Consider the following 24,608-nt stretch of genomic DNA (forward strand, 5'->3'; position numbering starts at 1 on the left):
CCCTGCGTCGCAAGGACAAGCAAGTGACCCTGCACACCTCCCCGCAGCCCACGGACGTCACCACCACGTCCACCGCCTTCCTCGACGTGCGGGACCTGCGGGTGCACTTCCCCACCGAGGACGGCGTCGTCAAGTCCGTCGACGGCGTCTCCTTCACCCTGGAGAAGGGCAGAACCCTCGGCATCGTCGGCGAGTCCGGCTCCGGCAAGTCGGTGACCTCGCTGGCGCTGCTCGGGCTGCACAAGGGCACACGCGCCAAGGTCTCCGGCGAGATCTGGCTGGAGGGCCGGGAACTCGTCGCCCTGCCAGAGCACGAGATGCGCGCGTTGCGCGGCACGACCGTCTCCATGATCTTCCAGGACCCGCTGTCCGCGCTGCACCCCTTCTTCACCGTCGGCGCCCAGATCGCCGAGGCCTACCGGGTGCACCACAAGGTCTCCAGGAAGGAGGCCCGGGAGCGTGCCGTCGAGATGCTGAAACGGGTCGGCATCCCGCAGCCCGAACTGCGGGTCAAGGACTACCCGCACCAGTTCTCCGGCGGCATGCGGCAGCGCGCCATGATCGCCATGTCGCTGGTCTGCGACCCCGCGCTGCTCGTCGCGGACGAGCCCACGACCGCGCTCGACGTCACCGTGCAGGCGCAGATCCTCGACCTGATCCGCGACCTCCAGGAGGAGTTCGGCTCCGCCGTCATCGTCATCACCCACGACCTCGGGGTGGTCACCGAGGTCGCCGACGACATCCTGGTGATGTACGGCGGCCGCCGCATCGAGTACGGCACCACGCGCGATGTGCTGAAGCAGCCCGAACACCCCTACACCTGGGGCCTGTTGCAGTCGATGCCGCACATCGCCGGGGACGTGGGCCAACGGCTGAACCCGGTCCCCGGCACTCCGCCGAGCCTGATCAACCTGCCCGGCGGCTGTGCCTTCCATCCGCGCTGCACCTACAAGGGTTGGGTGACCGAGGGCCGGTGCACGGTCGAGCGGCCCGAACTGCGGCCGGTCGCCGGCACCGACGCCCACATCGCCGCGTGCCACCTCACCGCACGGGCCAAGCAGGAGATCCGCGGCGAGAGCGGGAACAGGAGCATGCCGTGAGCACCGTCCAGGAATCACCGACCCCGCCGGCCGACAAGCCGCTGCTCGAGGTCAAAGGACTGCAGAAGCACTTCCCCATCCGGCAGGGCATCGTCTTCCAGCGGCAGGTCGGTGCCGTACACGCCGTCGACGGCATCGACTTCTCGGTCGGCGCCGGGGAGTCGCTGGGCCTGGTCGGCGAGTCCGGCTGCGGCAAGTCGACCACGGGCCGCCTGGTGACCCGGCTGCTGGAACCCACGGCCGGTTCCATCGTGTTCGACGGCGAGGACATCACCCACCAGCCCTCGGCGAAGCTGCGGGAAGCGCGCCGCAACCTCCAGATGATCTTCCAGGACCCGTACTCCTCGCTGAACCCCCGGCACACGGTCGGCACCATCATCGAGACGCCGATGAAGCTCAACGGCATCCATCCGCCGCAGGGCCACAAGAAGCGGGCGCAGGAACTCCTCGAAACGGTGGGCCTCAACCCCGAGCACTACAACCGCTACCCGAACGAGTTCTCCGGCGGCCAGCGTCAGCGCATCGGCATCGCCCGCGCCCTCGCCCTGCGGCCCAAGCTCATCGTGGCCGACGAACCGGTGTCGGCGTTGGACGTCTCCATCCAGGCGCAGGTCGTCAACCTGTTGCAGGACCTGCAGCGGGAGTTCGGCATCGCCTTCCTGTTCATCGCCCACGACCTCGCCGTCGTCCGTCACTTCTCCGAGCGCGTCGCGGTGATGTACCTCGGCCGAATCGTCGAGGTGGCCGACCGGGAGTCGCTGTACGCGCGACCGCAACACCCCTACACGCGCGCCTTGCTGTCCGCGGTCCCCGAGACCGACCCGGACGTGGTGCGGGGCGAACGCATCCGTCTCACCGGTGACGTGCCGTCGCCGATCGATCCGCCCTCCGGTTGCCGGTTCCGCACCCGCTGCCCCAAGTTCGTGGGGGCACTCACCGAGGAGGAGCGCACCGCCTGCAGGGAGCGGGAACCCGAACTGCTCGACCGGGGCGACGGCAACCCGGTCGCCTGTCATTACTCGGAGAGCGTGGCGCCGCTGTCGTAGAGGGCGCGCCGGATCTCCTCGTACGGGTAGGGCGTGAGGGGTCTTTCCCGGTCCAGTCGCCGGAAGAAGTCGTTCAGCACGGTGGTGAGCGGCGCGTGCCGGGTGATGATCCGGGCGGCCGCCCGCGGCATGCCCTCGGGGCGCGCACCGTCGGCACACGCGCGGATGAACGCCTCGCGGTCGTCACGGCCGTACCCGTGCAGGGCGGTCGCGAGCCAGTTGACGAAGTACGAGGTGGCGTAGGCGCGGTCGTAGTCGTGGTGTCGGTCGAAGAACGCGTGCTCCGGGGGAGTGAGGCGGAAGCGGGAGGACAGCGCGAGGCCGTAGTCCGCGAAGTAGAGCTGCCGGCCGTCGGTCAGGATGTTGTTGAAGTGGGCGTCGAAGTGAAGGAGTTGGCGTTCGCGCAGGAAGTCGGCGGCTTCCGTCAGGCCCCGCTCCACCAGGGCGCACGCGGCGTCGGCGTCCTCGGTGCGGATCCGTGCGTCGAGCCAGTCGTGCAGGGTGTGGGGGATGTACTCCAGGAACAGGGTCAGGCTCGCGGTGGCCGTCCGCAGGGCCTCGAGGCACTCGCGCACCTGCGGGCTGCCGCCCCAGTAGGCGACGGTCCGGTCCACGTCGGCGAGTTCCTCCGGCAGCGGCCGGGGCTCGTCGGGCAGGACCCGCCAGTGGTGCGTCAGCGGGAAGCCCGGCAAGGCGCCGGTGAGGACCCAGTCGGTCGTCATCGTGTGCACGGCGAGCTCCCGCCAGGCTCCGAAGCCCGGCCCCTTGCCGATGCCGTAGTGGCAGGAGGACGGCAGGCCGAAGACGTTCGCCGTGGACCGCGCGTGCTCTGGGAGCAACTCGGTGTCCGTCAGAGGCACGCGCTTGACGAAGACCCGCCGTCCGTCCACGTCGACGTGCAGGACCTGCCCCCCGATCCCGGTGCCGACGGGCACACCGGACTCCACCAGTCCGGCGAGCTCGTGGTCGCTGAGCAGGGCGAGGGACGTGGCGAGTTCACTGTGGGCGGCGAGGCGCGCGGGACGGGACATGATCCCCATCCTCACGGCGGGGCCGGGTACCCGTCCGCCGATTCCCGAAGGACGACCGAGGCCCGTCCGAGCACCGGATCGCCGTGCCCGAAGCAGGCCACGTCCGCTTCCAGGGTCGCCAGCCGGTGGAACGAGGCGATCGCCTGAGCCCGGTCGAGGTTGAACACGCCGAGGCGCGGGAGATGGACGGCGATACTGCCGTGCGTGTGGCCGGGGATGTGCGGGACGCGTGCTCCGCCGCCGACGTCGAGGAGGTCGCCGTCGGACAGCTCGGTGACCTTCGGCGGGCGCGCGAATTCCCCCTGGAGGAGGTGTCGTAGGGCCTCCCCGTGGAGGGGCGTTCCCAGTCCTCGAACACCGGCGGTGGGCCCGGGACTTCGCCTCGTACGACGGGTGCGTCCAGGTGGTGGGCCAGCACCTCGGCGCCGGTCGACGCCGCCAGTTCGGCGGCGCCGCCCACATGGTCCTCGTGGAAGTGGGTGAGCACGATCCGCCGTACGCGCCCCAGGGCGCCGGCGAGTTCGGCGATCGACGCCCCGTAGCCCGCGGGGCCGGCGTCGACCAGCGTCAACTCGTCGCCGTCACGCCAGACACAGGCCTGGCCGACCGGGAAGCAGGAAGGGCCCCCGTGCCGTGACGAGGGCCCTCTGCCGACAGCAGAGCCGGAGGGTCCGGTCAGCTCGCCGCGTAGGTGCGCAGGAACAGCGCCTCCGCCACCGACAGCCGCTCCAGTTCGTCCGGGTGCACGCTCTCGTTCACCGCGTGGATCTGGGCCTCCGGCTCGCTCAGGCCGATGAGGAGGATCTCCGCGTGCGGGTAGAGGGCGGCGAGGGTGTTGCACAGGGGGATGGAGCCGCCCTGGCCGGCGTACTGCATCTCCTGGCCGGGATAGGCGACGGCCATCGCCTCGGCCATCGCCGCGTACGCCGGGCTGGCCGTGTCCGCGCTGAACGGCTGGCCCTGGCCGATCTGCTCGGTGCGCACCCGGGCGCCCCACGGGGTGTGCGCCGCCACGTGGGCCTCCAGCAGCTTGGTCGCCTCGGCCGCGTCGATGCCCGGCGGCACCCGCAGGCTGATCAGCGCGCGGGCGCTCGCCTGCACCGACGGGGTGGCGCCGACGACCGGCGGGCAGTCGATGCCGAGGACGGTGACGGCGGGCCGGGCCCAGATGCGGTCGGCGACCGTGCCGGAGCCGATCAGCTGCACGCCGTCCAGCACCTTGGCGTCCTGGCGGAACTGCTCCTCGTCGTACCGCAGCCCGTCCCAGGACGTGTCCGGCGTGAGCCCGTCGACCGTCGTCGAGCCGTCCTCGGCGCGCAGCGAGTCGAGGACGCGGATCAGGGCGCCGAGCGCGTCGGGGGCCGCGCCGCCGAACTGGCCCGAGTGCAGGTTGCCTTCGAGGGTGTCGATCTGTACGCGGAGCAGGGTCATGCCGCGCAGGGTGGCGGTGACCGTCGGCAGGCCGACCCGGAAGTTGCCCGCGTCGCCGATGACGATGGTGTCGGCCTCCAGCAGGTCGGGGTGCTCCTCGGCGTACCGCTCGAGGCCGCCCGTGCCCATCTCCTCCGAGCCCTCGGCGATGACCTTGACGTGCACCGGGACGCCGCCGTTGGCCTTGAGCGCGCGCAGCGCGAGCAGGTGCATGATCACGCCGCCCTTGCAGTCGGCGGCCCCGCGCCCGTACCAGCGGCCGTCGCGCTCGGTCAGCTCGAAGGGCGGGGTGGTCCAGGCGGCCTCGTCCAGCGGCGGCTGCACGTCGTAGTGGGCGTACAGCAGGACCGTCTTGGCGCCCGCGGGGCCTGGCAGGTAGCCGTACACCGACTGCGTGCCGTCGGGGGTGTCGAGCAGGGCCACGTCCTGAAAGCCCTCGGCGGTGAGCGCGTCGGCGACCCAGCGGGCGGCGCCCTCGCTCTCGCTCCTCGGGAACTGGTCGAAGTCCGCCACCGACTTGAAGGCCACCAGCTCGGTGAGCTCTGCCTTCGCCCTCGGCATCAGCGAGGCGACGGTCTCGGCGACCGGATTCGACGACATGGGCACGCTCCTTGTGGGTGCGACGTTGTACCGATGAGTGCCGTAGATCCTCCCACAGCGATCTGTGGGCACGTCGGCCGTAGGATGCGGGGGGACAGGTGCGGCAGCGGCTTGATCGGGAGCAGTAGACCATCGTGAGCAGCGAGAACTCTTCGGCGGACGACGCTTCGGCGGACGACGGGCAGCAGGTGTGGGACGTCGTCGTGGTGGGTGCGGGACCCGCGGGGGCTTCGGCCGCCTATGCGGCGGCGGTCGCGGGGAGGCGTGTGCTCCTGCTGGAGAAGGCGGAGCTGCCCCGGTACAAGACGTGCGGAGGCGGCATCATCGGCCCCTCGCGGGACAGTCTGCCGCCCGGTTTCGAGCTGCCGTTCCGGGACCGGGTGCACGCGGTGACGTTCTCGCACAACGGCCGCTTCGCCCGCACCCGCCGCTCCCGGCAGATGCTGTTCGGGCTGATCAACCGGCCCGAGTTCGACCAGCAGCTGGTCGAGCACGCACAGAAGGCGGGCGCCGAGCTGCGCACGGGCGTCACCGTCCAGCGGGTCGAGCAGCACGGCTCGGCGGTGCCGGACCGGCGCACGGTCGCGGTCGTGCTGCAGGGCGGCGAGACGGTGCTCGCGCGTGCCGTCGTCGGCGCGGACGGCAGCGCCAGCCGTATAGGAGCCCATGTCGGCGTGAAGCTCGACCAGGTGGACCTCGGCCTGGAGGCGGAGATCCCGGTGCCTCAGACGGTCGCCGAGGACTGGAAGGGACGGGTGCTCATCGACTGGGGGCCGATCCCCGGCAGTTACGGCTGGGTGTTCCCCAAGGGCGACACCCTGACGGTCGGGGTGATCTCCGCGCGCGGAGAAGGCGCCGCGACCAAGCGGTACCTGGAGGACTTCGTCGGCCGCCTCGGCCTCGCCGGCTTCGAACCGAGCATCTCCTCCGGCCACCTGACCCGTTGCCGTGCCGACGACTCCCCGCTGTCGCGCGGGCGGGTGCTGGTCTGCGGGGACGCGGCGGGGCTGCTGGAGCCGTGGACCCGCGAGGGCATCTCGTTCGCGCTGCGCTCCGGCCGGCTCGCGGGGGAGTGGGCGGTCCGGATCGCGGAGGCGCACGACGCGGTGGACACCCGCCGCCAGGCCCTGAACTACGCGTTCGCGATCAAGGCCGGGCTCGGCGTCGAGATGAGCGTCGGAAAGCGGCTGCTGATCGCGTTCGAGCGGCGTCCCGGCCTGTTCCACGCGGGGCTGACGGGTGTTCGCCCGGTCTGGAAGGCGTTCATGGACATCACCCGCGGCGCCACGTCGCTGGGCGAGATCGTCCGTACCCGTCCGATGGTCCAACGTGCCCTGACCGCGCTGGACCGGCGCCAGGCGGATCCCGCCGGTGACGCGTCCGACGTCAGCTCGTGACCGTGATCCGGAAGACCGGGTGGTCGGGGGCGATCCGGCGCAGCTCGGCGTCCGGCGAGTCGGGGCCGACGCCGTTGAAGAAGACGCCGACCTCGGCCTTCCAGCGCTTGAGGTAGGCGCGCAGCAGCGGAACCTTGTCGTCGTCGGTGACCTCGGTCGCGGTGAACGCGTCCACGTTCTTGCCGAGGCGCAGTTCACCGCCGCCGGCCGCGCGCATGTTGTGCGTCCACTGCACATGACCGCGCGGGGCGACCAGATACTGCTGTCCGTCCACGGTCAGCAGGTTCACGGGGGTGGTCCGCCACTCGCCGCTCTTGCGGCCGCGGACCGCCAGGACCCGGGAGCCCCAGACGCTCAGGCCCCGGCGGGTCATCCATGCCACGACGCGGTTGAAGACGTTGACGGTGAACCAGCCGGGCTTCTTGACGTGCGTGGACATGGGGACCCCCAGAGAATGAGAAGAGCGCCGCTCTCTTGTGTGAGCACTGCTCTCGCTTGATGCGCAGTCTGTCAGAGATCGGTGATCCAGATCAAGAGCACTGCTCTCTTTTTTGTTCGATGCTCTCGCTTGTGTGCACCGCTCTCCTTTCGTGGGACACTGACGGCATGAGCAGCACCCCACAGGGCGCCCGAGCCCGCGCCAGGATCGAAGTCACCGCGGCCATCAAGGACGAGGCGCGCAGACAGCTCGCCTCCGAAGGCGCCGCCAAGCTCTCGCTTCGTGCCGTGGCCCGCGAACTCGGCATGGTCTCCTCCGCGCTGTACCGCTATTTCCCCAGCCGCGACGACCTGCTCACCGTCCTCATCATCGACGCCTACGACTCCCTTGGCGAGTCCGCGGAGCAGGCGCATGCCGCCGCCGACGCCGACGCCGGGCCCGTCCAGCGCTGGTCGGCGGTGTGCGAGGCCGCGCGCGCGTGGGCGCTCGGGCACCCGCACGAGTACGCGCTGATCTACGGATCGCCGGTGCCCGGCTACGCCGCGCCCCAGACCACCGTCCCGGCCGCCTCCCGCATCGGCCTCGTCCTCATCGCCATCCTGCGCGACGCCCACCAGGGCCCCGGTCTCGTCACGCCCCCGCTGCCCGCCGAACTGCGGGCCGAGGCCGACCGGATGACCGCCGACCTCGCCCCCGACCTCCCGCCCGAGACGGTCACGGCGCTCGTCGCGGCCTGGGCCCAGCTGTTCGGGCTGATCGGGTTCGAGCTGTTCGGGCAGTTCAACCGGGTGGTGGAGGACCGTGAGCCGTTCTTCCGGCAGGCGGTGGCGCAACTGGCGCGCGGGGTGGGGCTGGTGGATCCGCAGCGGGGGGAAGCCACCAAGGCCCAGAGCTGATCCATCCCTCCTCCTGGGAGCGGATGGCGCTGACAGGTGGTCCAGGTGCCGCTCTCAGGCCGCCGGAACCGGAGGCGAGGGCAGCAGGACCGGGTCCTGACGCAGGATGCGCGCGTGCAGGGAGCGCAGGGCGGGGCCGGGATCCGCGCCCAGTGCCTCGGCGAGCCGCTGCCGCGCGCTCTCGTACGCGGTGAGCGCGTCCGTCGGGCGACCGGTCCGGCACAGCGCGAGCATCAGGAGCTCGACGAGGCGTTCCCGCAGGGGGTGCGCGGCCACGAGGCGGACGAGTTCGTGGACGTACTCGAAGGAACGGCCCAGCTCGATCGCGCCGGCCAGCCGGGCCTCGAGGACGGTGAGGCGTTTCTCGGTCCAGCGCAGCCGTTCCGCCGCGAGGTACGGCGCTCGCAGGCCCTCCGCGAACTCGCCGCGCCACAACTCCTCCGCGCGCCGCGCCCGTTCACCCGCGCGCTCCAGGTCCCCGGCGTTCCGCGCCGCCAGCGCCTCGTCCACCAGCCGCCGTCGCTCCCGCAGGTCGTCCGCCCGCGCGCCGGTGAGCAGGTATCCGCTCCCGGTCCACGACAGCTCTGGCCCGGCCCCCAGTGCCCGGCGCAGTCCGGAGACGTACTTCTGCACGAGATTGCGTACGTGCACGGGCGGCGCGCCGCCCCATACGGCCTCGACCAGACCGTCGTAGGACAGCGGACGGCCTTCCTGGAGCAGCAGTACGGCGAGGATCGCCCGCTGCTTGGGCGGGCCGAGGGGGACCTCCTCGCCGTCGCGCAGTGCGCGCAGCGGGCCCAGCAGTTCGAGGCGCAGAGCGTGCGACCCGTGTGAGCCGTGCGATGTCCCCGTTGTCGTCCCGGTTGTCCCCTCACCCATGCTTCGAGCCTAGCCGGGATGCCGTCTTCCAGTGGATCTTCCAGCGGGTCTTCCAGCGGCCCGACCGATCCTCACCGGGCACGAACCCCCAACCCCCAACTCCCGCAGAAGGGTCACCAGATGCTCACCCGCCTCGGCCCCCTGGCCGTGCGGTACAGCCGTGCCGTGCTGATCGGCGTACTGCTCGTCTTCCTCGGCCTCGGCGCGTACGGCGCCGGCGCCCAGGACGATCTCGACCTCGCGCGCTGGAACGCACCGGGCACGGAGTCGGTGCGCGCCGCCGACCGGTTGCGCGAGGACTTCCGCACCGGCAACCCCAACCTCGCCCTGCTCGTCACGGCACGCGACGGCACCGTGGACAGCCCGCGCACCGAGCGCGCGGCACGTGAACTCGCCGCCGAAGTAGAGCAGTTGCCCCTCGTCACGGACGTCACCTCCTACTGGGACGCCGACAGCCCGGCTCTGCGCGCCGAGGACGGCCGGCATGCCCTGATCCTCGTCCGTCTCGAAGGCAGCGCCACCGAGACCCGCGAGGAACTCGCCGCACTGTCACCCGAGTTGACCCGTACGACCGCCGAACTCGAGGTCCGCGTCGGCGGCCAGGAGGAGATCTCTCGGCAGGTCGGCGAGGAGGCCCGCGCCGACTTCCTGCGCGCGGAGGCCTTCGCCCTGCCGGCCGTGCTCCTCCTGCTGATCCTCGTCTACCGGCGCACCACGGCCGCCCTGCTGACCGTCGGCGTCGGCCTGTTCTCCGTCGTCGGCACGCTCGCCGGGCTGCGACTGATCGCACGGTTCACCGAGGTGTCGACGTTCGCAGCGAACCTGGCACTCGTCCTCGGTCTCGGACTGGGCATCGACTACAGCCTGTTCGTGATCAACCGGTACCGCGAGGAGCGCGCGGCCGGACACGCCCAGCAGGAGGCCGCCGTCAGGGCGACCGTCGCGGCCGGACGCACGGTCGTCTTCAGCGGGGTCACGGTCGCGGTGTCCCTCTGTGCGCTGCTGGTGTTCCCGTTCTTCTTCCTGAACTCGTTCGCCTACGCCGGCGTCCTCGTCGTGCTCACCGCGGTCGCCGGTGCGGTGATCCTGCTGCCCGCCGCCCTGGCCCGCTGGGGCCATCGGGTGGAGCGGTCCGCCGCGCCCGCCTCCGGGTTCTGGCACCGCACCGCGCTCGCGGCCATGCGCCGACCGCTCGTCGCGGGCGCCGGAGTCCTGACCGTCCTCCTCGTCGCCGCCTCACCCCTGCTCGGCCTGCGCTTCGGTCTCCCTGACGAGCGCACGCTGCCCGAGGGCACCTCTTCACGGAGCGTCTCCGAGATCGTGCACCGGGAGTTCGCCGCGGAGCCCACGGACACCGTCCAGGTCCTGCTGACCGAGCCCTCCGACACTCGCGCGTATGCCGCCCGGCTCTCCCGCGTCCCGGGTGTGTTCCAGGTCGACGCACCTGAGGGTACCTATCAGGACGGCCACCGCACCGGCGCGACCGGCCAGGACCGGCTGACGGCACCGGACGGCCGTGTGCGCCTGGCCGTCGTACCCACGCGACAGGCCATGTACGGCGACGTCCCGGCCTTCGTCGAACGGATCCGGGACACTCCCGCTCCCGCCCTGGCCCTCGTCGGCGGCTATCCCGGCGAGACCGCCGACTTCCGCGCCACGCTCCTGGACCGGCTGCCGCTCGCCGTCGGGCTCGTGCTCGGGGCGACGTACGTGATCCTCTTCCTGATGACCGGCAGCGTGCTGCTGCCCGCCAAGGCGACCGTCCTCAATCTGCTCAGCCTGTCCGTGATGTTCGGCTGCCTGGTGTGGGTCTTCCAGGACGGACACCTGTCCGGGCTACTCGGCTTCACCCCGACCGGCTCGATCGAGCCGAGTATTCCGGTGCTGATGTTCTGCGTGGCCTACGGCCTGTCGATGGACTACGAGGTGTTCCTGCTGGCCCGCATCAAGGAGGAGCATGTTCGCACCGGCGACACCGTGCGCGCGGTCGGCGAAGGCATCCGTCGCAGCGCACCGCTGATCACCGCCGCGGCCGGGATCCTCGCTGTGTCCTTCCTGTCGTACGCCACCTCAGGTGTCGTCTTCCTCAAGGAGCTCGGCATCGGCACCGCGCTGACCATCCTGGTCGACGCCACCCTCATCCGGGTCGTGCTGCTTCCGGTGACGATGCGGCTCGCGGGGCGCGCGAACTGGTGGGGGCCGAAACGACTGCGCCGCCGGCGGATCAGGGAACCCGAGGCGGCCGACGTACTTCGCGGGGAGTACGTGTGATCACCGCGCTCGGCTGACGCCGCCGACCGCCCCCGGCGTCTAGCGTGGCGGTCATGGACGTGGAGCGCGTGCGCGGGGGCGGCCCGCCGCAGTGGTGGCGGCACGGGCCGCCGTGGCTGGACCGCGGCAGCGAGGAGGAGCGGCGTGCGCGGTGGCCGTGGCCCTCGACCGTGCTGTTCACCGTGTTCGTGCTCGCCGGGTCGAACTACGCGGCCGCCGAGCAGGTCGGCGAGCGGGCTCCCCTGGACCCCTTCGCGCGCGTGCTGCTGATCCTGGCCGCGGGTCTGCTGCTGTGGCGGTGGCGGCATCCGGTGCTCGTCATGTTCGGCACGGCTGCCGCCGCGATGCTCTACCTCGGGGCGGGCTACCCGTACGGGCCGGTCTTCCTGGCCGTCGCGCTGGCCTGCTTCAACGCCGTCGTCGCCGGGCACCGCCGGTCCGCCTGGGCGGCGCTGGGGATGCTCTGGGCCGGGCATGTGCTGGTGGCGCACTGGCTGTACCGGTGGCTGCCGCCGTCCGGGGACGCCGCCGCCCCCTGGGGACAGGAGGTCGTGGTCGCCACCTGGATGGTCGCGATCCTCGCGGTGTCGGAACTCGCCCGCACCCGGCGCGAGCAGTGGGCCCGCGAGCGGGCCGAGCGCGCGCAGGCGGCGCGGCGGCGCGCGGACGAGGAGCGGCTGCGGATCGCCCGTGAGCTGCACGACGTCCTCGCGCACAGCATCTCGGTCATCAACGTGCAGGCGGGCGTCGGCCTCGCGCTCCTCGACACCGACCCGGAACAGGCACGCACGGCGCTCACCACCATCAAGGCCGCCAGCAAGGAAGCGCTCGGCGAGGTCCGCCAGGTCCTCGACACGCTGCGCACGCCGGGGGACGCGCCGCGCGCGCCGGCGCCCGGCCTGGACCGGCTGCCCGAGCTGGTGGAACAGGCGGCGGGTGCGGGCCTCACGGTCGAGGTCGAGGGGGAGCCTCCCCGGCTCGCCCCGGGGACCGACCTCGCGGCCTTCCGTATCGTCCAGGAGGCCCTCACCAACGTCGTACGGCACTCCGGGTCACGGCACGCGCGCGTGCGGCTCGATCACGACGGTGGCGCGCTACGGCTGCGCATCGACGACGACGGGCCCGCGACCGGCGCCGACGCGGGCGGCAGCGGCAACGGTCTGGCCGGAATGCGGGAGCGGGCCGCCGCGCTGGGTGGCACGATCGAGGCGGGCCCGCGTGCCGACGGAGGGTTCCGGGTGCTGGCCGTACTGCCGTCGAAGGCGAAGCCGAAGGAGGACGACCGGTGATCCGCGTACTGCTCGCCGACGACCAGTCACTGGTGCGGGCCGGCTTCCGGGCGCTGCTCGACGCGCAGCCGGACATCGAGGTGGCCGGGGAGGCCTCCGACGGCGAGGAGGCGCTGCGCAGGTTGCGCGAACTGCGGCCGGACGTCGTGCTGATGGACATCCGCATGCCGCTGCTGGACGGTCTCGCGGCGACCCGTCGCATCACGGAGGACCCCGCTCTGACGGACGTCAAGGTGGTCATGCTCACCACCTTCGAACTCGACGAGTACGTCTTCGAGGCGATCCGCTCGGGCGCCTCCGGCTTCCTGGTCAAGGACACCGAGCCGGAGGAACTCCTGCGCGCCGTGCGGTCGGTGGTCGGCGGCGACGCGTTGCTCTCGCCGGGCGTGACCCGCCGTCTGATCGCCGAGTTCGCCGCCCGCTCCAAGGAACCGGCCGCCGCCGACGCCCTCGCCCACCTCACCGAACGGGAACGGGAGGTGATGGCGCTCGTCGGCATCGGTCTGTCCAACGAGGAGATCGCCCGCCGTCTGGTGGTCAGCCCCCTCACCGCGAAGACCCACGTCAGCCGCACGATGGTCAAGCTGGGCGCCCGCGACCGGGCCCAACTCGTCGTGCTGGCCTATGAGTCGGGGTTGGTGCGGCCGGGCTGGCTGGGCTGAGGCCGGCCGGGCCGGAAGCGGAGCAGCGCGCTGACGACCCGGGCGGGGAAGAGGACGGCCGTCCCCCGTAGGTCTCCATCCCGGAAGTCTCGCGGCCGTGTGCCCGGCGGGGCAAGCAGACCCCGCCGGGCACACGGTAGGAGGCGCCCCCTAGTCGCGTACGGCGACGCGTTCCGCCTCCTGGGCGGTGGACTTGGCGACCACGACGGACGACTGCGCGCGACGCGTGGGCCGCAGTCCGGTGAGTGTGATCAGGAGTCCGGCCGCGGCGACCATGGTCACCACGACCAGTCCGGGCCGGTAGCTGTCGAGGACGGCCTGCGGGGTGGCGTTCTCGGGTGCGCCCGCGGTCACCACGGCCGTCACGATGGCCAGGAAGATCGCGCCGCCGACCTGGACCGAGGTGTTGAGCAGGCCGGAGACCATGCCCTGCTCGTGGTCCTCGACGCCGTTGGTGGCCTGGATGTTGAGCGACGGGAAGACCAGGGCGCAGGCGGCGCCGATGAGCAGCATCGACGGCAGGATGACGGCCGCGTACACGGGGTCGAGGTCGACCTGGAGGAACAGGGCGTACCCGACGACCATCAGCGCGAAGCCCACCGCGATCAGGCGCTGGGTGCCGAACCGGTCGACGATCGCGCCCATCTTGGTCGCGGACAGCGCCACCAGTGCGCCGGCGGGCAGGAAGGCGAGCGCGGTGTGCAGCGCCGACCAGCCGAGCAGGGACTGCATGTACAGGGTGACCAGGAACTGGAAGCCGACGTACGAGCCGAAGAAGGCCATCGCGCCGAGCTGGGCGCGGATCTGGGTGCCGGACCGCAGCACGCCGAGCCGGATCAGCGGGCCCGCCGAGCGCCGCTCGACCAGCACGAACACCGTGAGCAGGACGGCCACCGCGAGGAAGGACAGCAAGGTGCGGGCCGAGGTCCAGCCGGCCTCCGGGGCCTGTACGACGGTGAAGACCAGCAACAGCATCGAGGCGGTGCCGAGAATCGCGCCGGGGATGTCGTAGCCGTTGTGGTCCTTCTCGCGGGCGGTGCGCGGCAGCAGCTTCAGGCCCGCGACGAGGGCGATCAGGGCGATGGGCGCGGGCAGCAGCATGGTCAGGCGCCAGCTGGCCTCGGTGAGCAGGCCGGACAGCACCAGGCCCATCGAGAAGCCGGTGGCGGCGCAGGTGGTGTAGATGGAGAGGGCGCGGTTGCGCAGCGGGCCCTCCGGGAACGTCGTGGTGATGATCGACAGGCCGGCGGGGGCGGTGAAGGCCGCGCTCAGGCCCTTGATGAAGCGGCTGGCGATCAGCAGCGGGCCCGAGTCGACGAGCCCGCCGAGCAGCGAGGCGAGTGCGAAGACGCCCAGGGCGATCAGGAAGACCTGGCGTCGGCCGAGCAGGTCGGCGGTCCGGCCGCCGAGGAGCAGCAGACCGCCGTAGCCGAGGATGTAGCCGCTGACGATCCATTGCAGGGTCGAGGTGGACAGGCCGAGATCGGCACCGATGGACGGCAGGGCGACGCCGACCATCGACACGTCCAGCGCGTCCAGGAACATCGCGGCGCACAGCACCAGAAGGGTGCCCCACAGCCGGGGCGTCCAGCTGCCCGCCGGGGACGGGGCCGCGGGGGTGGTGAGCGGAGAGGTCATGCGGCCGACACTACATGCGCATGCATCGAATGCAAATGCATTTAATTCCGATGCAACAAAGCCGTTCCTCTGCTACGGTGCCGCTCATGGCGGCGGAGAATGCCGAGCAGACGCTCGCGGACCAGTGGCGGGACCTCCTGGCGCTGCATGCGCGCACCCAGTGCGAACTCGACCGCGCGCTGCACCGACACGGCCTGTGCGCCAGCGACTTCGAGGTGCTCGACGTCCTGTCCGAACAACGCGCCGACGGCGTGTGTTCCTACCGCGTCCAGGAGATCTCCGAGCACGTCCACCTCAGCCAGAGCGCTCTGTCACGGCTGGTCGCCCGGCTGGAGAAGGACGGTCTGGTCGAACGCGGGCTGTGCGCGGAGGACCGGCGAGGCGTTCGCGTGGCGCTCACGGAGAAGGGGCGCGCGCTGCACGGCGACGTGCTGCCACTGCAGCGCGCGGTACTCACCAGGATGCTGGCCTCCGGCTGAGCGGCGCTCAGCTCCAGGTCACGCCGGACGTGTCTCGCCACAGCTCGGCCACCGAGGCGTCCCCGGTCACGCTCGGGAACGGCAGCCGATTCCACAGCGACAGATACAACTGCGCGACGGGACCGGCCACTTCGCAGTCGGCTTCCCCGGCCACGCTCCGCTCCACGGCCGGCGGCTCCTGCGACAGTCGTACGGTCCACACCGTGCCGTCCGTGTCCGTCGCCCGCACCCTCAGGATCCGGGGTTCCTCGGTGCGCACCTTGCTCTTGGCGCGGGCGTGGAAGCCGAGCAGAAGTTCGTCGATGCCGTCCACCGCGAAGTCGCCGGCGATCCCGCTCGGGGCGCCGCCCCTCGCCGACTCCGCGTCCATCCGGTGCACGGCCGTCTCGTGCGCCTGCCGCCGGGCCCAGAACGCGAGCGGCGAGGGCGCGGGCAGGAAGTGCCAGCACTGCACGTCGGGCGAGGCGGAGCGCAGGGTGTCCACGAGCTGCCCGTGCCCCTCCCGGAACCAGTCCAGCAGCTCGGCGCCGTCGAGGTCGGGCTGCCCTGCGTCGGGGTGGTACGAGGTGTGCCCCTCGGCGACGAATGCCGCCGCCCAGCGATGCACCATCCCCGTGTGCCGCAACAGGTCGGTCACCTGCCACCCCGGACAGGTCGGCACCTTCGCGCCGGTGCCGGCCTCCTCCGCGGCCGCGGCCAGCAGTCGGCCCTCCTGGTCGAGGATTGCTACGAACTCGGCTGTCTCCATGGGGTGAGTGTGCCGGATGGAGTGCGTTCCAAGGGGAGTCGGCGCGGTTCTGACGACTCGTCGGACATTGGCATGGACCTGTCCATGATCAGCGGCTAGGCTCTGCTGCGCCACAACGCTGAGAGCGCTCTCAGGAACTCTGCTGTTCCACCCCCACCTCGTTGGAACGACGAAGGGCAATCTCCATGAGACGCACCCGATTCACGCGCGCGGGCCTGGCCGTACTGCTCCTGCTCGGTGCCGGGATCACCGCGGGCACCGTGCCCGCCACAGCCGACGACGCTCCCTCCGCCGAGGCACCCGCCTCCGCCGGTCTGCTCTCCGCCATGCAGCGGGACCTCGGTCTGTCGAAGGCGGACGCCGAGGAAAGGCTCGCCGCCGAACAACGGGCCACGGCCCTGGAGTCCAAGGCCCGCCGGGCCGCCGGAACTTCCTTCGGAGGCTCCTGGTTCGACGCCTCCAGCGGCACACTGACCGTCGGCGTCACCCCCGGCACGTCCGCCGCCGCCCTCCGGGAGATACGGGCCACGGGCGCGAGCGTCCGTACCGTCGCGCACAGTGCCCGGGAGCTAGCCGCCACCCAGGCACGCCTCGACAAGCTCCCCGCACCGGCCGGCGTCAGCAGCTGGCACGTCGACCCCGAAGCGAACACGGTGGTCGTGAACATCGTCCGCGCCGACGAACGCGACAACGATGTCCAGCGGTTCGTCGCCCGCGCCCGCGAGGCGGGCCCCGTCACCGTGCGGCGGGTCGCCACCGCACCGACGACTTTCGCGGCCGGAACGGTCGGCGGCGACCCCTACTACACCGGCAATGTCCGCTGTTCCATCGGCTTCTCCGTGCACGGCGGCTTCGTCACCGCCGGACACTGCGGCCAGACGGGCGCCGGCGTCAGGGGCTGGGACGGCACCTACATCGGAAACTTCCAGGGCTCGTCGTTCCCGGAGAACGACTACGCCTGGGTCAACGTGGGCAGCGGCTGGTGGACGGTTCCGGTCGTGCTCGGCTGGGGCACCGTCTCCGACCGGCTCGTGCGCGGCTCGGCCGAGGCGCCGGTCGGTGCCTCCGTCTGCCGGTCGGGATCGACGACGCACTGGCACTGCGGCACGGTGCTCGCCAAGAACGAGACGGTCAACTACAGCCAGGGCGCGGTCCGTCAGATGACCAAGACCAGCGTGTGCGCCGAACCCGGTGACTCGGGCGGCTCGTTCATCAGCGGCGACCAGGCCCAGGGGGTCACCTCCGGCGGCTGGGGCAACTGCGGCAGCGGGGGCGAGACCTGGTTCCAGCCCGTCAACGAGATCCTCAACCGGTACGGCCTGACCCTGCACACCGCCTGACCGCCACGGCACACCGGTGTGGGCCCGGTCGGCCGGGCCCACACGCGTGTCACTTCGGCAGACCGGCCGGGTCGGTCGCCCACCGGGTGTTCGGCTGCTCGGCGAGCCGGAAGGCGAGGGTGCCTCCCGACCGGGTCAGACCGGCATCCGTCCAGGACTTCTGGTACGTCCGCCCGTTGAGGCGTACGGCGTCCACGAACACGTGCGTGTCATCGGCGTCCGGAGCACTGATCGTGATGTCCCTCGAACCGGGCCGGTCCACCACCGCGACGGGGAAGACCGGCGCCCCCAGCAGCAGGGACGCGCTGCCCGGAGTCTGCGGATACAGGCCCAGGGCGGAGAAGACGTACCAGGCGGACATGGTGCCGAGGTCGTCGTTGCCGGGCAGGCCCGCGGGTCCGGTGCCGTACACCGTGTCGAGGATCTGACGCACCGTCGCCTGGGTCTTCCAGGGCTGGCCGAGGGCGTTGTAGAGCCACGGGGCGTGGATCCCGGGCTCGTTGGTCGGGTCGTAGCGCAACGGGTCGCCGCCGCGGACCGACCAGGAGCCGTCCGCCCTGTGGAAGAAGCCGTCCAGCCGAGCGGCGGCCACGTCCCGGCCGCCCATCGCCTCGGCCAGTCCCGCCACGTCCTGCGGCACCATCCAGGTGTAGGTGGCGCTGGTGCCCTGGGCGAAGCCGAGGTCACCGGCGGGGGTGAAGGGGGTGACCCAGGAGCCGTCGAGCCGGCGGGCCTGGATGTAGCCGGCGCCGGGGGTGGCTTCGGGGTTGAAGACGTTGCGCCAGTAGGTGGCGCGTTCGGCGAAGACCTTGGCCTCCGTCTCCCGGCCCAGGAGCTTGGCCCACTTGGCGAGCGCGGAGTCGGCGACGGCGTCCTCCAGGGTCTCGGCCGCGCCGCCCCAGCAGTGGCAGACGTCCTGAGCGGCGTAGTGGGAGCTCAAGTACTGGGCCAGATTGGGTCGTTGGCCCACGCACTGGCCCGGGCAGCCGGCGTCCGAGAGGCCGTCCGGGTGGGGCACCGTGGCCTGGCGGACGAGTGAGTCGAAGGCTCCCTCGTAGTCGAAATTGCGCACGCCCATGGCGTAGAACGTGGCAAGGGTGGCCGCGGACGGGTCGCCGGTCATGACGTGGGTGGCGCCGCTGATGTGCACCCAGCGGTCCCACACCCCGCCGTTCTGCTGCGCGAAGTTGTACAGGGACTGCGCGAAGTCGCCTGCCACGGTGGGCTTCAGCAGGGCGAGCAGCTGTATCTGTGCGCGGTACTGGTCCCAGCCGGAGAAGTTGCTGTACTGCGCCCGCTGTCCGCGCGCCAGCCGGTGGACGGCCTGGTCCATCCCCCAGTAGCGGCCGTCGACGTCGCTGATCAGGTTCGGCTGCATGAGGGAGTGGTAGAGCGCGGTGTAGAAGGTCTGGCGGCGGGCGGGGCTGCCGCCCTGGACCCGGACCGTGCTCAGTTCGCGGTCCCAGGCCCGCGCCCCGGCCGCGGCCACGTCGGTCACGCTCGCGTCCGGCTCGATCTCCTCGCGGAGATTGGCCTCGGCGCCGTCCAGGCTGACGTACGAGATGCCGAGGCGCATGCGGACATCGTTGTCAGAGCTGGTGTCGAAGCCGACCCAGCCGCCGGATCCGCGACCCGCGCGGTCCGCGCCCGTCGCGTACCCCTCGCCTCCGGAGGCGGTGGTGGAGCCCGGGGAGAGCGTGCTGTCCTTCCAGGTGCCGACCGAGGAGAAGGCGCGGTCGAAGGAGGCGCTGAAGTAGAGCTTGTAGTAGCTCTTGCGGTTGTTGACGCCGCCGTTGGCGCGGCGGCCGCAGAAGGCGCCGGTGTGCACCCAGCCGGTCACCTTGCGGTGGGCGGCGTCGATGTCGACGTGGGCATTCTCGCTGCCGTTGAGCGAGTTGGAGACGCGGAAGAGGAGATTGGCCGCGCGGTCGCTCGGGAAGGTGAAGTCGGCGACGCCCGCCCGCCTGCTGACCGCCAGGTCGGCGGTGGCGCCGGACTTGAGGCCGAGGGTGTAGCGGCCCGGTACGGCCTTCTCGTCGGCGTGCGAGAAGTCGGCGGCGTAGACGGCGTCCTTGGTGTCGGCCGAGGGCGAGGACGTGACGTCCCCGACGAACGGCATGATCGGTACGTCGCCCGCGGCGCCGGGATTGCAGCCGGCGCCGTTGACGTGGGTCAGGCTCAGGCCGCGGATGCGCGTGGTGTCGTACTGGTAGCCGTTGGCCGCCCCGGTGCTGGTCTGGTCGCCCGTGGTGCTCGTCGGGGACCAGGCGATCATCCCGTAAGGGAGGGTGGCGCCGGGGAAGGTGTTGCCGTCGTTCGCGGAACCGATCAGCGGGTCCACGAGCGCGGAGGGGCGCTCGGGCGGCCGTTCGGCCGCCGCGGCCGGGAAGGGGGCGGCCACGGCGAGTGCGGTGGTCACCAGCGCGGTCGCGGTTCTCGTGCCGAAGCGTCTTGCAGTGCGCAGCCGGGCAGGGCGCATGTGGGCATTCGCCTTTCGCTGAGGGGCACAGGACGGACAGGAAGCGTCGAACCTGGCCGTGGTCGCCAAGGCACGGCGGCCCCGGCCGGGCCCGACGCTAGGAGGCCGCACGGAGGGGCGAAAGTGGCATGTGCGTCCTGGCGGTGAAGGCGGGGTGAACGGTGCGGTGCGGTGCGGATCCGTCCGGAGCGTCGCAGGGCGTCAGGTCCGCGCCCTTCGCCCGGGCGCAGACCTGGGCGGCGTCCACGGTGGACCGCTGGAGGCGCGGCGGGCTTACGTGCAGGGGGCGGGGTATCGAAGGGTGTGCGGCTGACCCGCCGGTGCGGGCACGTGCGCGGGTCGGGTCCCGGACCGTGAACCGCTGCGAGTCCCGGCGCATGCCGCCGGCCGGGTGCATCTCACCGACCGGGAGCGAGCTCTGCTGGGGGCGCTCGCGAAGTCATCGGCGGAACTCGGGTGTGCACGGTCTACGTGCGTACCTGACACGAGTCACCAACAGGTCGGCACGGCCTCCGCCCACGGAGGATGTGCCTGCACCGGGCCCCTGCCCCAACCCTGGGGCATGGAGCGTCCTCGTTGCTGACAGGGGCGGTGACAGCTGATGGGGCGTGTGCGGAGATCGAGGTGCCGACACCGGAAGCGGTACGCGCTACGACCGGACGAGCCGGTCGGGCGACCGCCGAGGGCGCGGGTGGAGCCATGGCCGTACCGCGGGAGGCTGGGCGGCCTAGTACTGAGCCGTACCGGTGTCCGAGGCGGATCCCTGCCCGTCATTGGGCAGGAACGTCTCGTCCTCCCCGAAGTCCGGTGCCTGGAAGGGGCTCGTCGTCGGAGGCGGCGATGCCGCGGTGGCGGCGTGGTTCGCCCCTTCCGGAGCGGAGAACAACGAGGTCAGGTCGATGAGAGGTCTTCCAATCGGTCAGGGGCATGCTGCGGCCCGGGGTGCCGCGACCGGGCACCGCGGTCCTACAGCTTGCGCATCTTCGTGTACGGGCTCATGATCCGCTGTTGCGCCGATCCGAAATCGACAAGCGTCGCGATTCCGTCCTCGACGCCGATCACTCGGCCGAGACCGTACATGTCGTGCGTGACCCGGTCGCCCACGGCGAACTCCTTGGGCGGCGGCGCGACCGGGGCCTTGAAGGGACTGGTAGGCAAATAGCGCTTCGATGCAGCTGGCTTTGTCATTGCCACCAGTATGCGCCCTCGTGCGGCCCTTCAGTACTGCCATCTGTCTCCGTTGTTCAGAACAGGGGCGAGGAACTCGGGGATCAGCGCTCTGCCGCACGTCGTGTGACGAAGCCGATGACGGCTGCGGTGGCGGCCAGGGCCGCGACACTGGTGAGGGCGGCGGGAAGCGAGAACCAGTCCGCCATGAACCCGATCGCGGGCGGTCCCAGGAGCATGCCGCCGTAGCCGAGGGTGGATGCGATCGCGACTCCGTCGGGGCCGGCCAGCGTGCCGGCGCGCTCGACCGCGACGGGGAAGAGGTTGGCGAGGCCGAGCCCGGTGATCACGAAACCGAGGAGCGCTGCCCACAGGGAGGGGGCGAGGGCGCCGAGGAGCATGCCGATCGCGGCGGTCGTGCCGCCGGCCACCAGGGTGCGGGTCTGGCCCAGGCGCTCGAGCAGCCTGGTGCCGGTCAGGCGGCCGATGGTCATGGCGAGGGCGAAACAGGAGTACCCGACGGCCGCGATGCCCGGGGAGGCGTCCAGGTCCTGTTCCAGGTGCAGAGCGCTCCAGTCGGCCATGGCTCCCTCCCCGTAGGCCGTGCACAGGGCGATCAGGCCGAAGGTGATGACGAGTCCGCGGGTGCGCGTGTTCAGGCGGCGTGGCGCGGTCTCCTTCCGCGGTGCGCTCTGCGATGGCTGTGGGGCGTTGTCCGATGGTGCCGGGGGCTGGATCCGCAGCAGGGTGCGGCCCGCGAAGAGCGTGACGAGCAGCCCGACCGCGGTGAGGCCGAGCAGGTGCCGGGTGGGGGACAGGACACCGGCGACCAGCGCGCCGAGTCCGGCGCCGATCATGCCGCCGAGGCTGAACGCGGCGTGGAAGCTGGACATGATGGGGCGGTGCAGCGCCCTCACCAGGTCGACGGCCGCGCTGTTGAACGCGACGTTGATGCCTCCGTATGCCATGCCGAAGAGGAAGAGGACGGCGCCGAGTGTCAGTGCCGAGTGGGTGAGCGGTGGCAGGGCGATGCTGAGGGAGAGCAGGATGCCGCAGATCACGGTCACGGGGTGGGTGCCGTAGCGGCGGCAGAGGCGGCCGGTGAGCATCATCGTGAGCACGGCGCCGGCGGAGACGCCGAGGAGGGCGAGTCCGAGGGCGCTGGCGGAGGCGTTGGTCTGCTCCTTGATCGCCGGGATGCGGACGACCCAGCCGGCGAAGATGAAGCCGTCGAGGGCGAAGAAGACGGTGAGGGCGATGCGGAGCCGGCTGAGGGGATTGCCCGGCACGGCGTTGTGCGTTCGGGTTTTGTTTATTAGCGGCACAAACTCAGGCTAGGGGGGAGCCGGTGGCGGGGCAAGGGCGTTGACGGGTGCCTGCTCGCCGGAGGATTCGAGGCCGGCTGGGATTCGCCACGGTGAACAGGGCCTCCCCTCGGCCAGGAGCGTTTCGTGGGTGCCGTCGGGTCTCTCCCGGCGGATCCGCAGGCGGCGGAACGAGTGCGGATGAGTGAACGCACGCTCCTCGACCCGGCGTTGGATGTCGAGGTCGGAGTCCTGCTAGGCGCTCTGTCGGGCGGTCAGCGGCTTCAGGCCGAGAGCTTGGACCGGACCGCGGTACTCCTCGTCATCGTTGCCGCGGTTGGCCGACACCCCGTCGGGCGGCGACGCCGGGGCCGGCCGTTCTTGCCCCGCACCGGCGGGGCCGGCGTGTTCGCCGCACCGCTCGGCGAGGTGGGCATCGGGCGTTTCTGGGTTGGCAGTGGCGAAGGCAAAGATCATTCCCGCGACTCGGAGATCCTGCCCCCGGCAGCCCCCTAGGATGGCGAGCCGCAGCGCTTGTACGCGTGCGGAGTTGGGTTCAGCGCAGGGAGAATGGCCATGGGCGCCAAAGGGGCCGCACATACACCGTCCGGCAGCGAAGTCTTGGACGGTCCGTCGGCCGGCCCCATGATGCCGCGTCTGGTGCTGGGCGCACGGCTGCGCAGGCTCCGGGAGGAGCGGCACATCTCGCGTGAGGCCGCGGGCCAGGTCATCCGCGCCTCCCGGTCCAAGATCAGCCGACTGGAGGCCGGTCGCCACGGGTTCAAGCTGCGTGACGTGGCCGATCTGCTCACTCTCTACGGCGTCAGCCACGAGGCCGAACGCGCCACCCTGCTCGCTTTGGCCGAGCAGGCCAACACCACCGCCTGGTGGCAGGACTACAACGACGTGGTGCCCGCCTGGATGCAGGCCTACCTCGGCGCCGAACAGGCGGCGCATCTCATCCGCTGCTTCGAGGTCCAACGGGTTCCGGCCCTGCTGCAGACCGCCGACTATGCGCGTGCCGCCGTCCGGCTCGCCCACCCCGGTGCCGGTGCGGAGGAGACCGAGCGGCGAGTCACGTTGCGGATGACTCGTCAGCGGATCCTGCACCGGCAGCCGGCGGCCCAGCTCTGGGCCGTGATCGACGAGGCGGCCCTGCGTCGCCCGGTGGGCGGCATCAGCACGATGCGCGCCCAGCTCAAGCACCTCATCGAGATCTGCCGACTGCCGCAGGTCACCGTCCAGGTCATGCCGTTCCTCGCCGGCGGCCACACCGCGGAAAGCGGGCCGGTCACCATCCTGCGCCTGCCCGGCGGTCAGTTGCCCGACATCGTCTACCTCGAACAGCTCGTCACTGCCCTCTATCCCGACAGGCCGTCCGAGATCGAGCGCTACTGGGATGTCATGAACCGCCTGGTGGTCGAAGCCGAATCACCCGACGAGACGCCGACGATCCTCCATCGCATCCTTCAGGAGACCTGATCCGGGACGTGGACCGGCAGCCGGCGGGTTTCAGCGTTTGAGGGCGACACCGCCGTACTGATGCACCTCCGCGGGCAGGCCCAAGGCGTCGGCGTCAGGACGCCAGCGCGAGCACGACGTCACGCCCGGTTCGAGCAGTTCCAGACCGTCGAAGTAGTGCGCGATCTGCTCGGGGCTGCGGAGGATGTACGGGATCGAGCCGCCCTCGTTGTACTGCTGGATGGCCTCGACGTAGGACTCACTGGTGTTCGTGCTGTCGTACTGCACGAGGTAGCTGCCGGGGGGCAGTGCGTCCACGAGTTGCCGCACGATCGAGCGCGCCTCGTCGTAGTCCTCGATGTGGCCCAGGATGCCCATCAGCATGAGAGCGACGGGCCGGTCGAAGTCCAGCGTCTTCGCGGCTTCCCGCACGATGGTGCTCGGCTCGCGCAGGTCGGCGTCGACGTAGTTGGTGACGCCTTCCGGGGTGCTGGTGAGCAGCGCGCGGGCGTGTGCCAGCACCAACGGGTCGTTGTCGACGTAGACGATCCGGCTTTCAGGGGCCACCCGCTGGGCGATCTGGTGGGTGTTGTCCACGTTGGGCAGCCCGGTGCCAATGTCCAGGAACTGCCGGATGCCCTCCTCGGCGGCCAGGTGACGCACGGCGCGGGCGAGGAAGTACCGGGCGGCACGGGCTCCGGTCTCGATACCGGGGAAGGTCTCGCGGAACGCGTCACCGGCCACCCGGTCGACCTCGTAGTTGTCCTTCCCTCCCAACCAGTAGTTCCAGATGCGGGCCGACTGCGGCACAGAGGTATCGATCTTGGAGAGCGCCTCCTGCTCGGAGTTCTCTGCCTCATCAGTCATGGACGCTCCTGTGTGTACGTAGTAAGAACCACGAAAACCGTGGAACACCGTCGTGGACGCCCACGTTATTCTCCCCGACTCGAC

Annotated in this window: 22 protein-coding genes and 1 pseudogene; 11 read left to right on the forward strand and 12 right to left on the reverse strand. The window is 71.2% G+C overall.

Features of this window, described 5'->3' with window-relative positions; all coding sequences use genetic code 11:
• The first annotated feature begins 23 nt into the window (after positions 1-23).
• Entirely contained in the window at positions 24-1,100 is a 1,077-nt protein-coding gene (locus OG252_RS43855; RefSeq protein WP_329343223.1) for an ABC transporter ATP-binding protein, read from the forward strand.
• The gene (locus OG252_RS43860) at positions 1,097-2,146 is read left to right on the forward strand and encodes an ABC transporter ATP-binding protein (RefSeq protein ID WP_329343225.1); all 1,050 of its coding nucleotides are present in this window, start codon (positions 1,097-1,099) and stop codon (positions 2,144-2,146) included. The genes OG252_RS43855 and OG252_RS43860 overlap by 4 nt, the downstream gene beginning before the upstream one ends.
• Here the strand turns inward: OG252_RS43860 and OG252_RS43865 are convergent.
• The 3 genes and pseudogenes from OG252_RS43865 to OG252_RS43875 all read right to left on the reverse strand — a co-directional run bounded on the left by OG252_RS43865 (position 2,116) and on the right by OG252_RS43875 (position 5,208).
• Positions 2,116-3,177: a protein kinase family protein gene (locus tag OG252_RS43865; protein ID WP_329343226.1), complete on the reverse strand. Its 1,062-nt coding sequence runs from the start codon at positions 3,175-3,177 to the stop codon at positions 2,116-2,118. The two genes, OG252_RS43860 and OG252_RS43865, sit on opposite strands and share 31 nt — an antisense overlap.
• An 11-nt stretch (positions 3,178-3,188) precedes the next feature.
• Positions 3,189-3,790: pseudogene (locus OG252_RS43870) on the reverse strand (MBL fold metallo-hydrolase); the annotation flags it as partial.
• Positions 3,791-3,852: 62 nt separating this feature from the next.
• Positions 3,853-5,208 carry a dipeptidase gene (locus tag OG252_RS43875; RefSeq protein WP_329343228.1) on the reverse strand — a complete coding sequence of 452 codons (1,356 nt, stop codon included), beginning with the start codon at positions 5,206-5,208 and terminating at the stop codon, positions 3,853-3,855.
• A 134-nt stretch (positions 5,209-5,342) separates the two neighbouring features.
• Here OG252_RS43875 and OG252_RS43880 point away from each other — a divergent pair, with 134 nt between their 5' ends.
• Positions 5,343-6,605 carry a geranylgeranyl reductase family protein gene (locus OG252_RS43880; protein WP_329343230.1) on the forward strand — a complete coding sequence of 421 codons (1,263 nt, stop codon included), beginning with the start codon at positions 5,343-5,345 and terminating at the stop codon, positions 6,603-6,605.
• Here OG252_RS43880 and OG252_RS43885 read toward each other — a convergent pair.
• Positions 6,595-7,044: a nitroreductase family deazaflavin-dependent oxidoreductase gene (locus OG252_RS43885; protein WP_329343232.1), complete on the reverse strand. Its 450-nt coding sequence runs from the start codon at positions 7,042-7,044 to the stop codon at positions 6,595-6,597. The two genes, OG252_RS43880 and OG252_RS43885, sit on opposite strands and share 11 nt — an antisense overlap.
• A gap of 167 nt (positions 7,045-7,211) precedes the next feature.
• Here OG252_RS43885 and OG252_RS43890 point away from each other — a divergent pair, with 167 nt between their 5' ends.
• On the forward strand, positions 7,212-7,940 hold the full coding sequence (locus OG252_RS43890) for a TetR/AcrR family transcriptional regulator (RefSeq protein WP_329343234.1): 729 nt from the start codon (positions 7,212-7,214) through the stop codon (positions 7,938-7,940).
• Between the two features lie 54 nt (positions 7,941-7,994).
• On the opposite strand, the gene OG252_RS43895 is transcribed toward OG252_RS43890, so the two are convergent.
• Positions 7,995-8,819, reverse strand: a complete 825-nt coding sequence (locus OG252_RS43895) for an AfsR/SARP family transcriptional regulator (RefSeq protein WP_266444674.1) — start codon at positions 8,817-8,819, stop codon at positions 7,995-7,997.
• 120 nt (positions 8,820-8,939) lie between these two features.
• Between OG252_RS43895 and OG252_RS43900 the strand changes: the two genes are divergently transcribed.
• From OG252_RS43900 to OG252_RS43910, 3 genes are read left to right on the forward strand one after another with little or no spacing between them, the layout of a single operon-like run.
• Complete coding sequence (locus OG252_RS43900; RefSeq protein WP_329343236.1) at positions 8,940-11,090, forward strand: MMPL family transporter; 2,151 nt, start codon at positions 8,940-8,942, stop codon at positions 11,088-11,090.
• Positions 11,091-11,143: 53 nt separating this feature from the next.
• Positions 11,144-12,379 (forward strand): sensor histidine kinase, encoded by a 1,236-nt coding sequence (locus OG252_RS43905; RefSeq protein ID WP_329343238.1) that lies wholly within the window; start codon positions 11,144-11,146, stop codon positions 12,377-12,379.
• Positions 12,376-13,041, forward strand: coding sequence for a response regulator transcription factor (locus OG252_RS43910; RefSeq protein ID WP_329343240.1), 666 nt, complete (start codon positions 12,376-12,378; stop codon positions 13,039-13,041). Before OG252_RS43905 ends, OG252_RS43910 begins: the two co-directional genes overlap by 4 nt.
• Here OG252_RS43910 and OG252_RS52450 read toward each other — a convergent pair.
• Both OG252_RS52450 and OG252_RS43920 read right to left on the reverse strand, forming a co-directional pair.
• Positions 13,002-13,160 carry a DUF6332 family protein gene (locus OG252_RS52450; protein ID WP_443068513.1) on the reverse strand — a complete coding sequence of 53 codons (159 nt, stop codon included), beginning with the start codon at positions 13,158-13,160 and terminating at the stop codon, positions 13,002-13,004. The two genes, OG252_RS43910 and OG252_RS52450, sit on opposite strands and share 40 nt — an antisense overlap.
• Positions 13,161-13,191: 31 nt before the next feature.
• On the reverse strand, positions 13,192-14,679 hold the full coding sequence (locus OG252_RS43920) for an MFS transporter (RefSeq protein ID WP_266444683.1): 1,488 nt from the start codon (positions 14,677-14,679) through the stop codon (positions 13,192-13,194).
• 86 nt (positions 14,680-14,765) lie between these two features.
• Between OG252_RS43920 and OG252_RS43925 the strand changes: the two genes are divergently transcribed.
• Complete coding sequence (locus OG252_RS43925) at positions 14,766-15,158, forward strand: MarR family winged helix-turn-helix transcriptional regulator (RefSeq protein WP_329343243.1); 393 nt, start codon at positions 14,766-14,768, stop codon at positions 15,156-15,158.
• Positions 15,159-15,165: 7 nt separating this feature from the next.
• On the opposite strand, the gene OG252_RS43930 is transcribed toward OG252_RS43925, so the two are convergent.
• Positions 15,166-15,906 carry a maleylpyruvate isomerase family mycothiol-dependent enzyme gene (locus OG252_RS43930; RefSeq protein ID WP_329343245.1) on the reverse strand — a complete coding sequence of 247 codons (741 nt, stop codon included), beginning with the start codon at positions 15,904-15,906 and terminating at the stop codon, positions 15,166-15,168.
• 185 nt (positions 15,907-16,091) lie between these two features.
• Between OG252_RS43930 and OG252_RS43935 the strand changes: the two genes are divergently transcribed.
• A complete protein-coding gene (locus tag OG252_RS43935) occupies positions 16,092-17,246 on the forward strand; it encodes a S1 family peptidase (RefSeq protein ID WP_266444691.1) in 1,155 nt (384 codons plus the stop codon).
• A 49-nt stretch (positions 17,247-17,295) separates the two neighbouring features.
• Here the strand turns inward: OG252_RS43935 and OG252_RS43940 are convergent, their stop codons facing one another.
• From OG252_RS43940 to OG252_RS43950, 3 genes are all read right to left on the reverse strand, one after another.
• A complete protein-coding gene (locus tag OG252_RS43940) occupies positions 17,296-19,725 on the reverse strand; it encodes a GH92 family glycosyl hydrolase (protein WP_329343248.1) in 2,430 nt (809 codons plus the stop codon).
• Between the two features lie 966 nt (positions 19,726-20,691).
• Complete coding sequence (locus OG252_RS43945; protein ID WP_266444697.1) at positions 20,692-20,913, reverse strand: hypothetical protein; 222 nt, start codon at positions 20,911-20,913, stop codon at positions 20,692-20,694.
• Positions 20,914-20,996: 83 nt separating this feature from the next.
• Positions 20,997-22,181 carry an MFS transporter gene (locus OG252_RS43950; protein WP_329343250.1) on the reverse strand — a complete coding sequence of 395 codons (1,185 nt, stop codon included), beginning with the start codon at positions 22,179-22,181 and terminating at the stop codon, positions 20,997-20,999.
• 216 nt (positions 22,182-22,397) lie between these two features.
• Between OG252_RS43950 and OG252_RS43955 the strand changes: the two genes are divergently transcribed.
• Together OG252_RS43955 and OG252_RS43960 are read left to right on the forward strand one after the other, a co-directional pair.
• Positions 22,398-22,712, forward strand: a complete 315-nt coding sequence (locus OG252_RS43955; RefSeq protein ID WP_329343252.1) for a hypothetical protein — start codon at positions 22,398-22,400, stop codon at positions 22,710-22,712.
• A 60-nt stretch (positions 22,713-22,772) separates the two neighbouring features.
• Positions 22,773-23,678 (forward strand): helix-turn-helix domain-containing protein, encoded by a 906-nt coding sequence (locus OG252_RS43960; RefSeq protein ID WP_411147936.1) that lies wholly within the window; start codon positions 22,773-22,775, stop codon positions 23,676-23,678.
• Between the two features lie 30 nt (positions 23,679-23,708).
• Here OG252_RS43960 and OG252_RS43965 read toward each other — a convergent pair whose 3' ends face one another.
• Positions 23,709-24,524 carry an SAM-dependent methyltransferase gene (locus OG252_RS43965; protein WP_266444705.1) on the reverse strand — a complete coding sequence of 272 codons (816 nt, stop codon included), beginning with the start codon at positions 24,522-24,524 and terminating at the stop codon, positions 23,709-23,711.
• Positions 24,525-24,608 lie beyond the last annotated feature (84 nt).

Origin of the sequence: Streptomyces sp. NBC_01352 (assembly GCF_036237295.1) — a bacterium.
Classification (GTDB): domain Bacteria; phylum Actinomycetota; class Actinomycetes; order Streptomycetales; family Streptomycetaceae; genus Streptomyces; species Streptomyces plumbiresistens.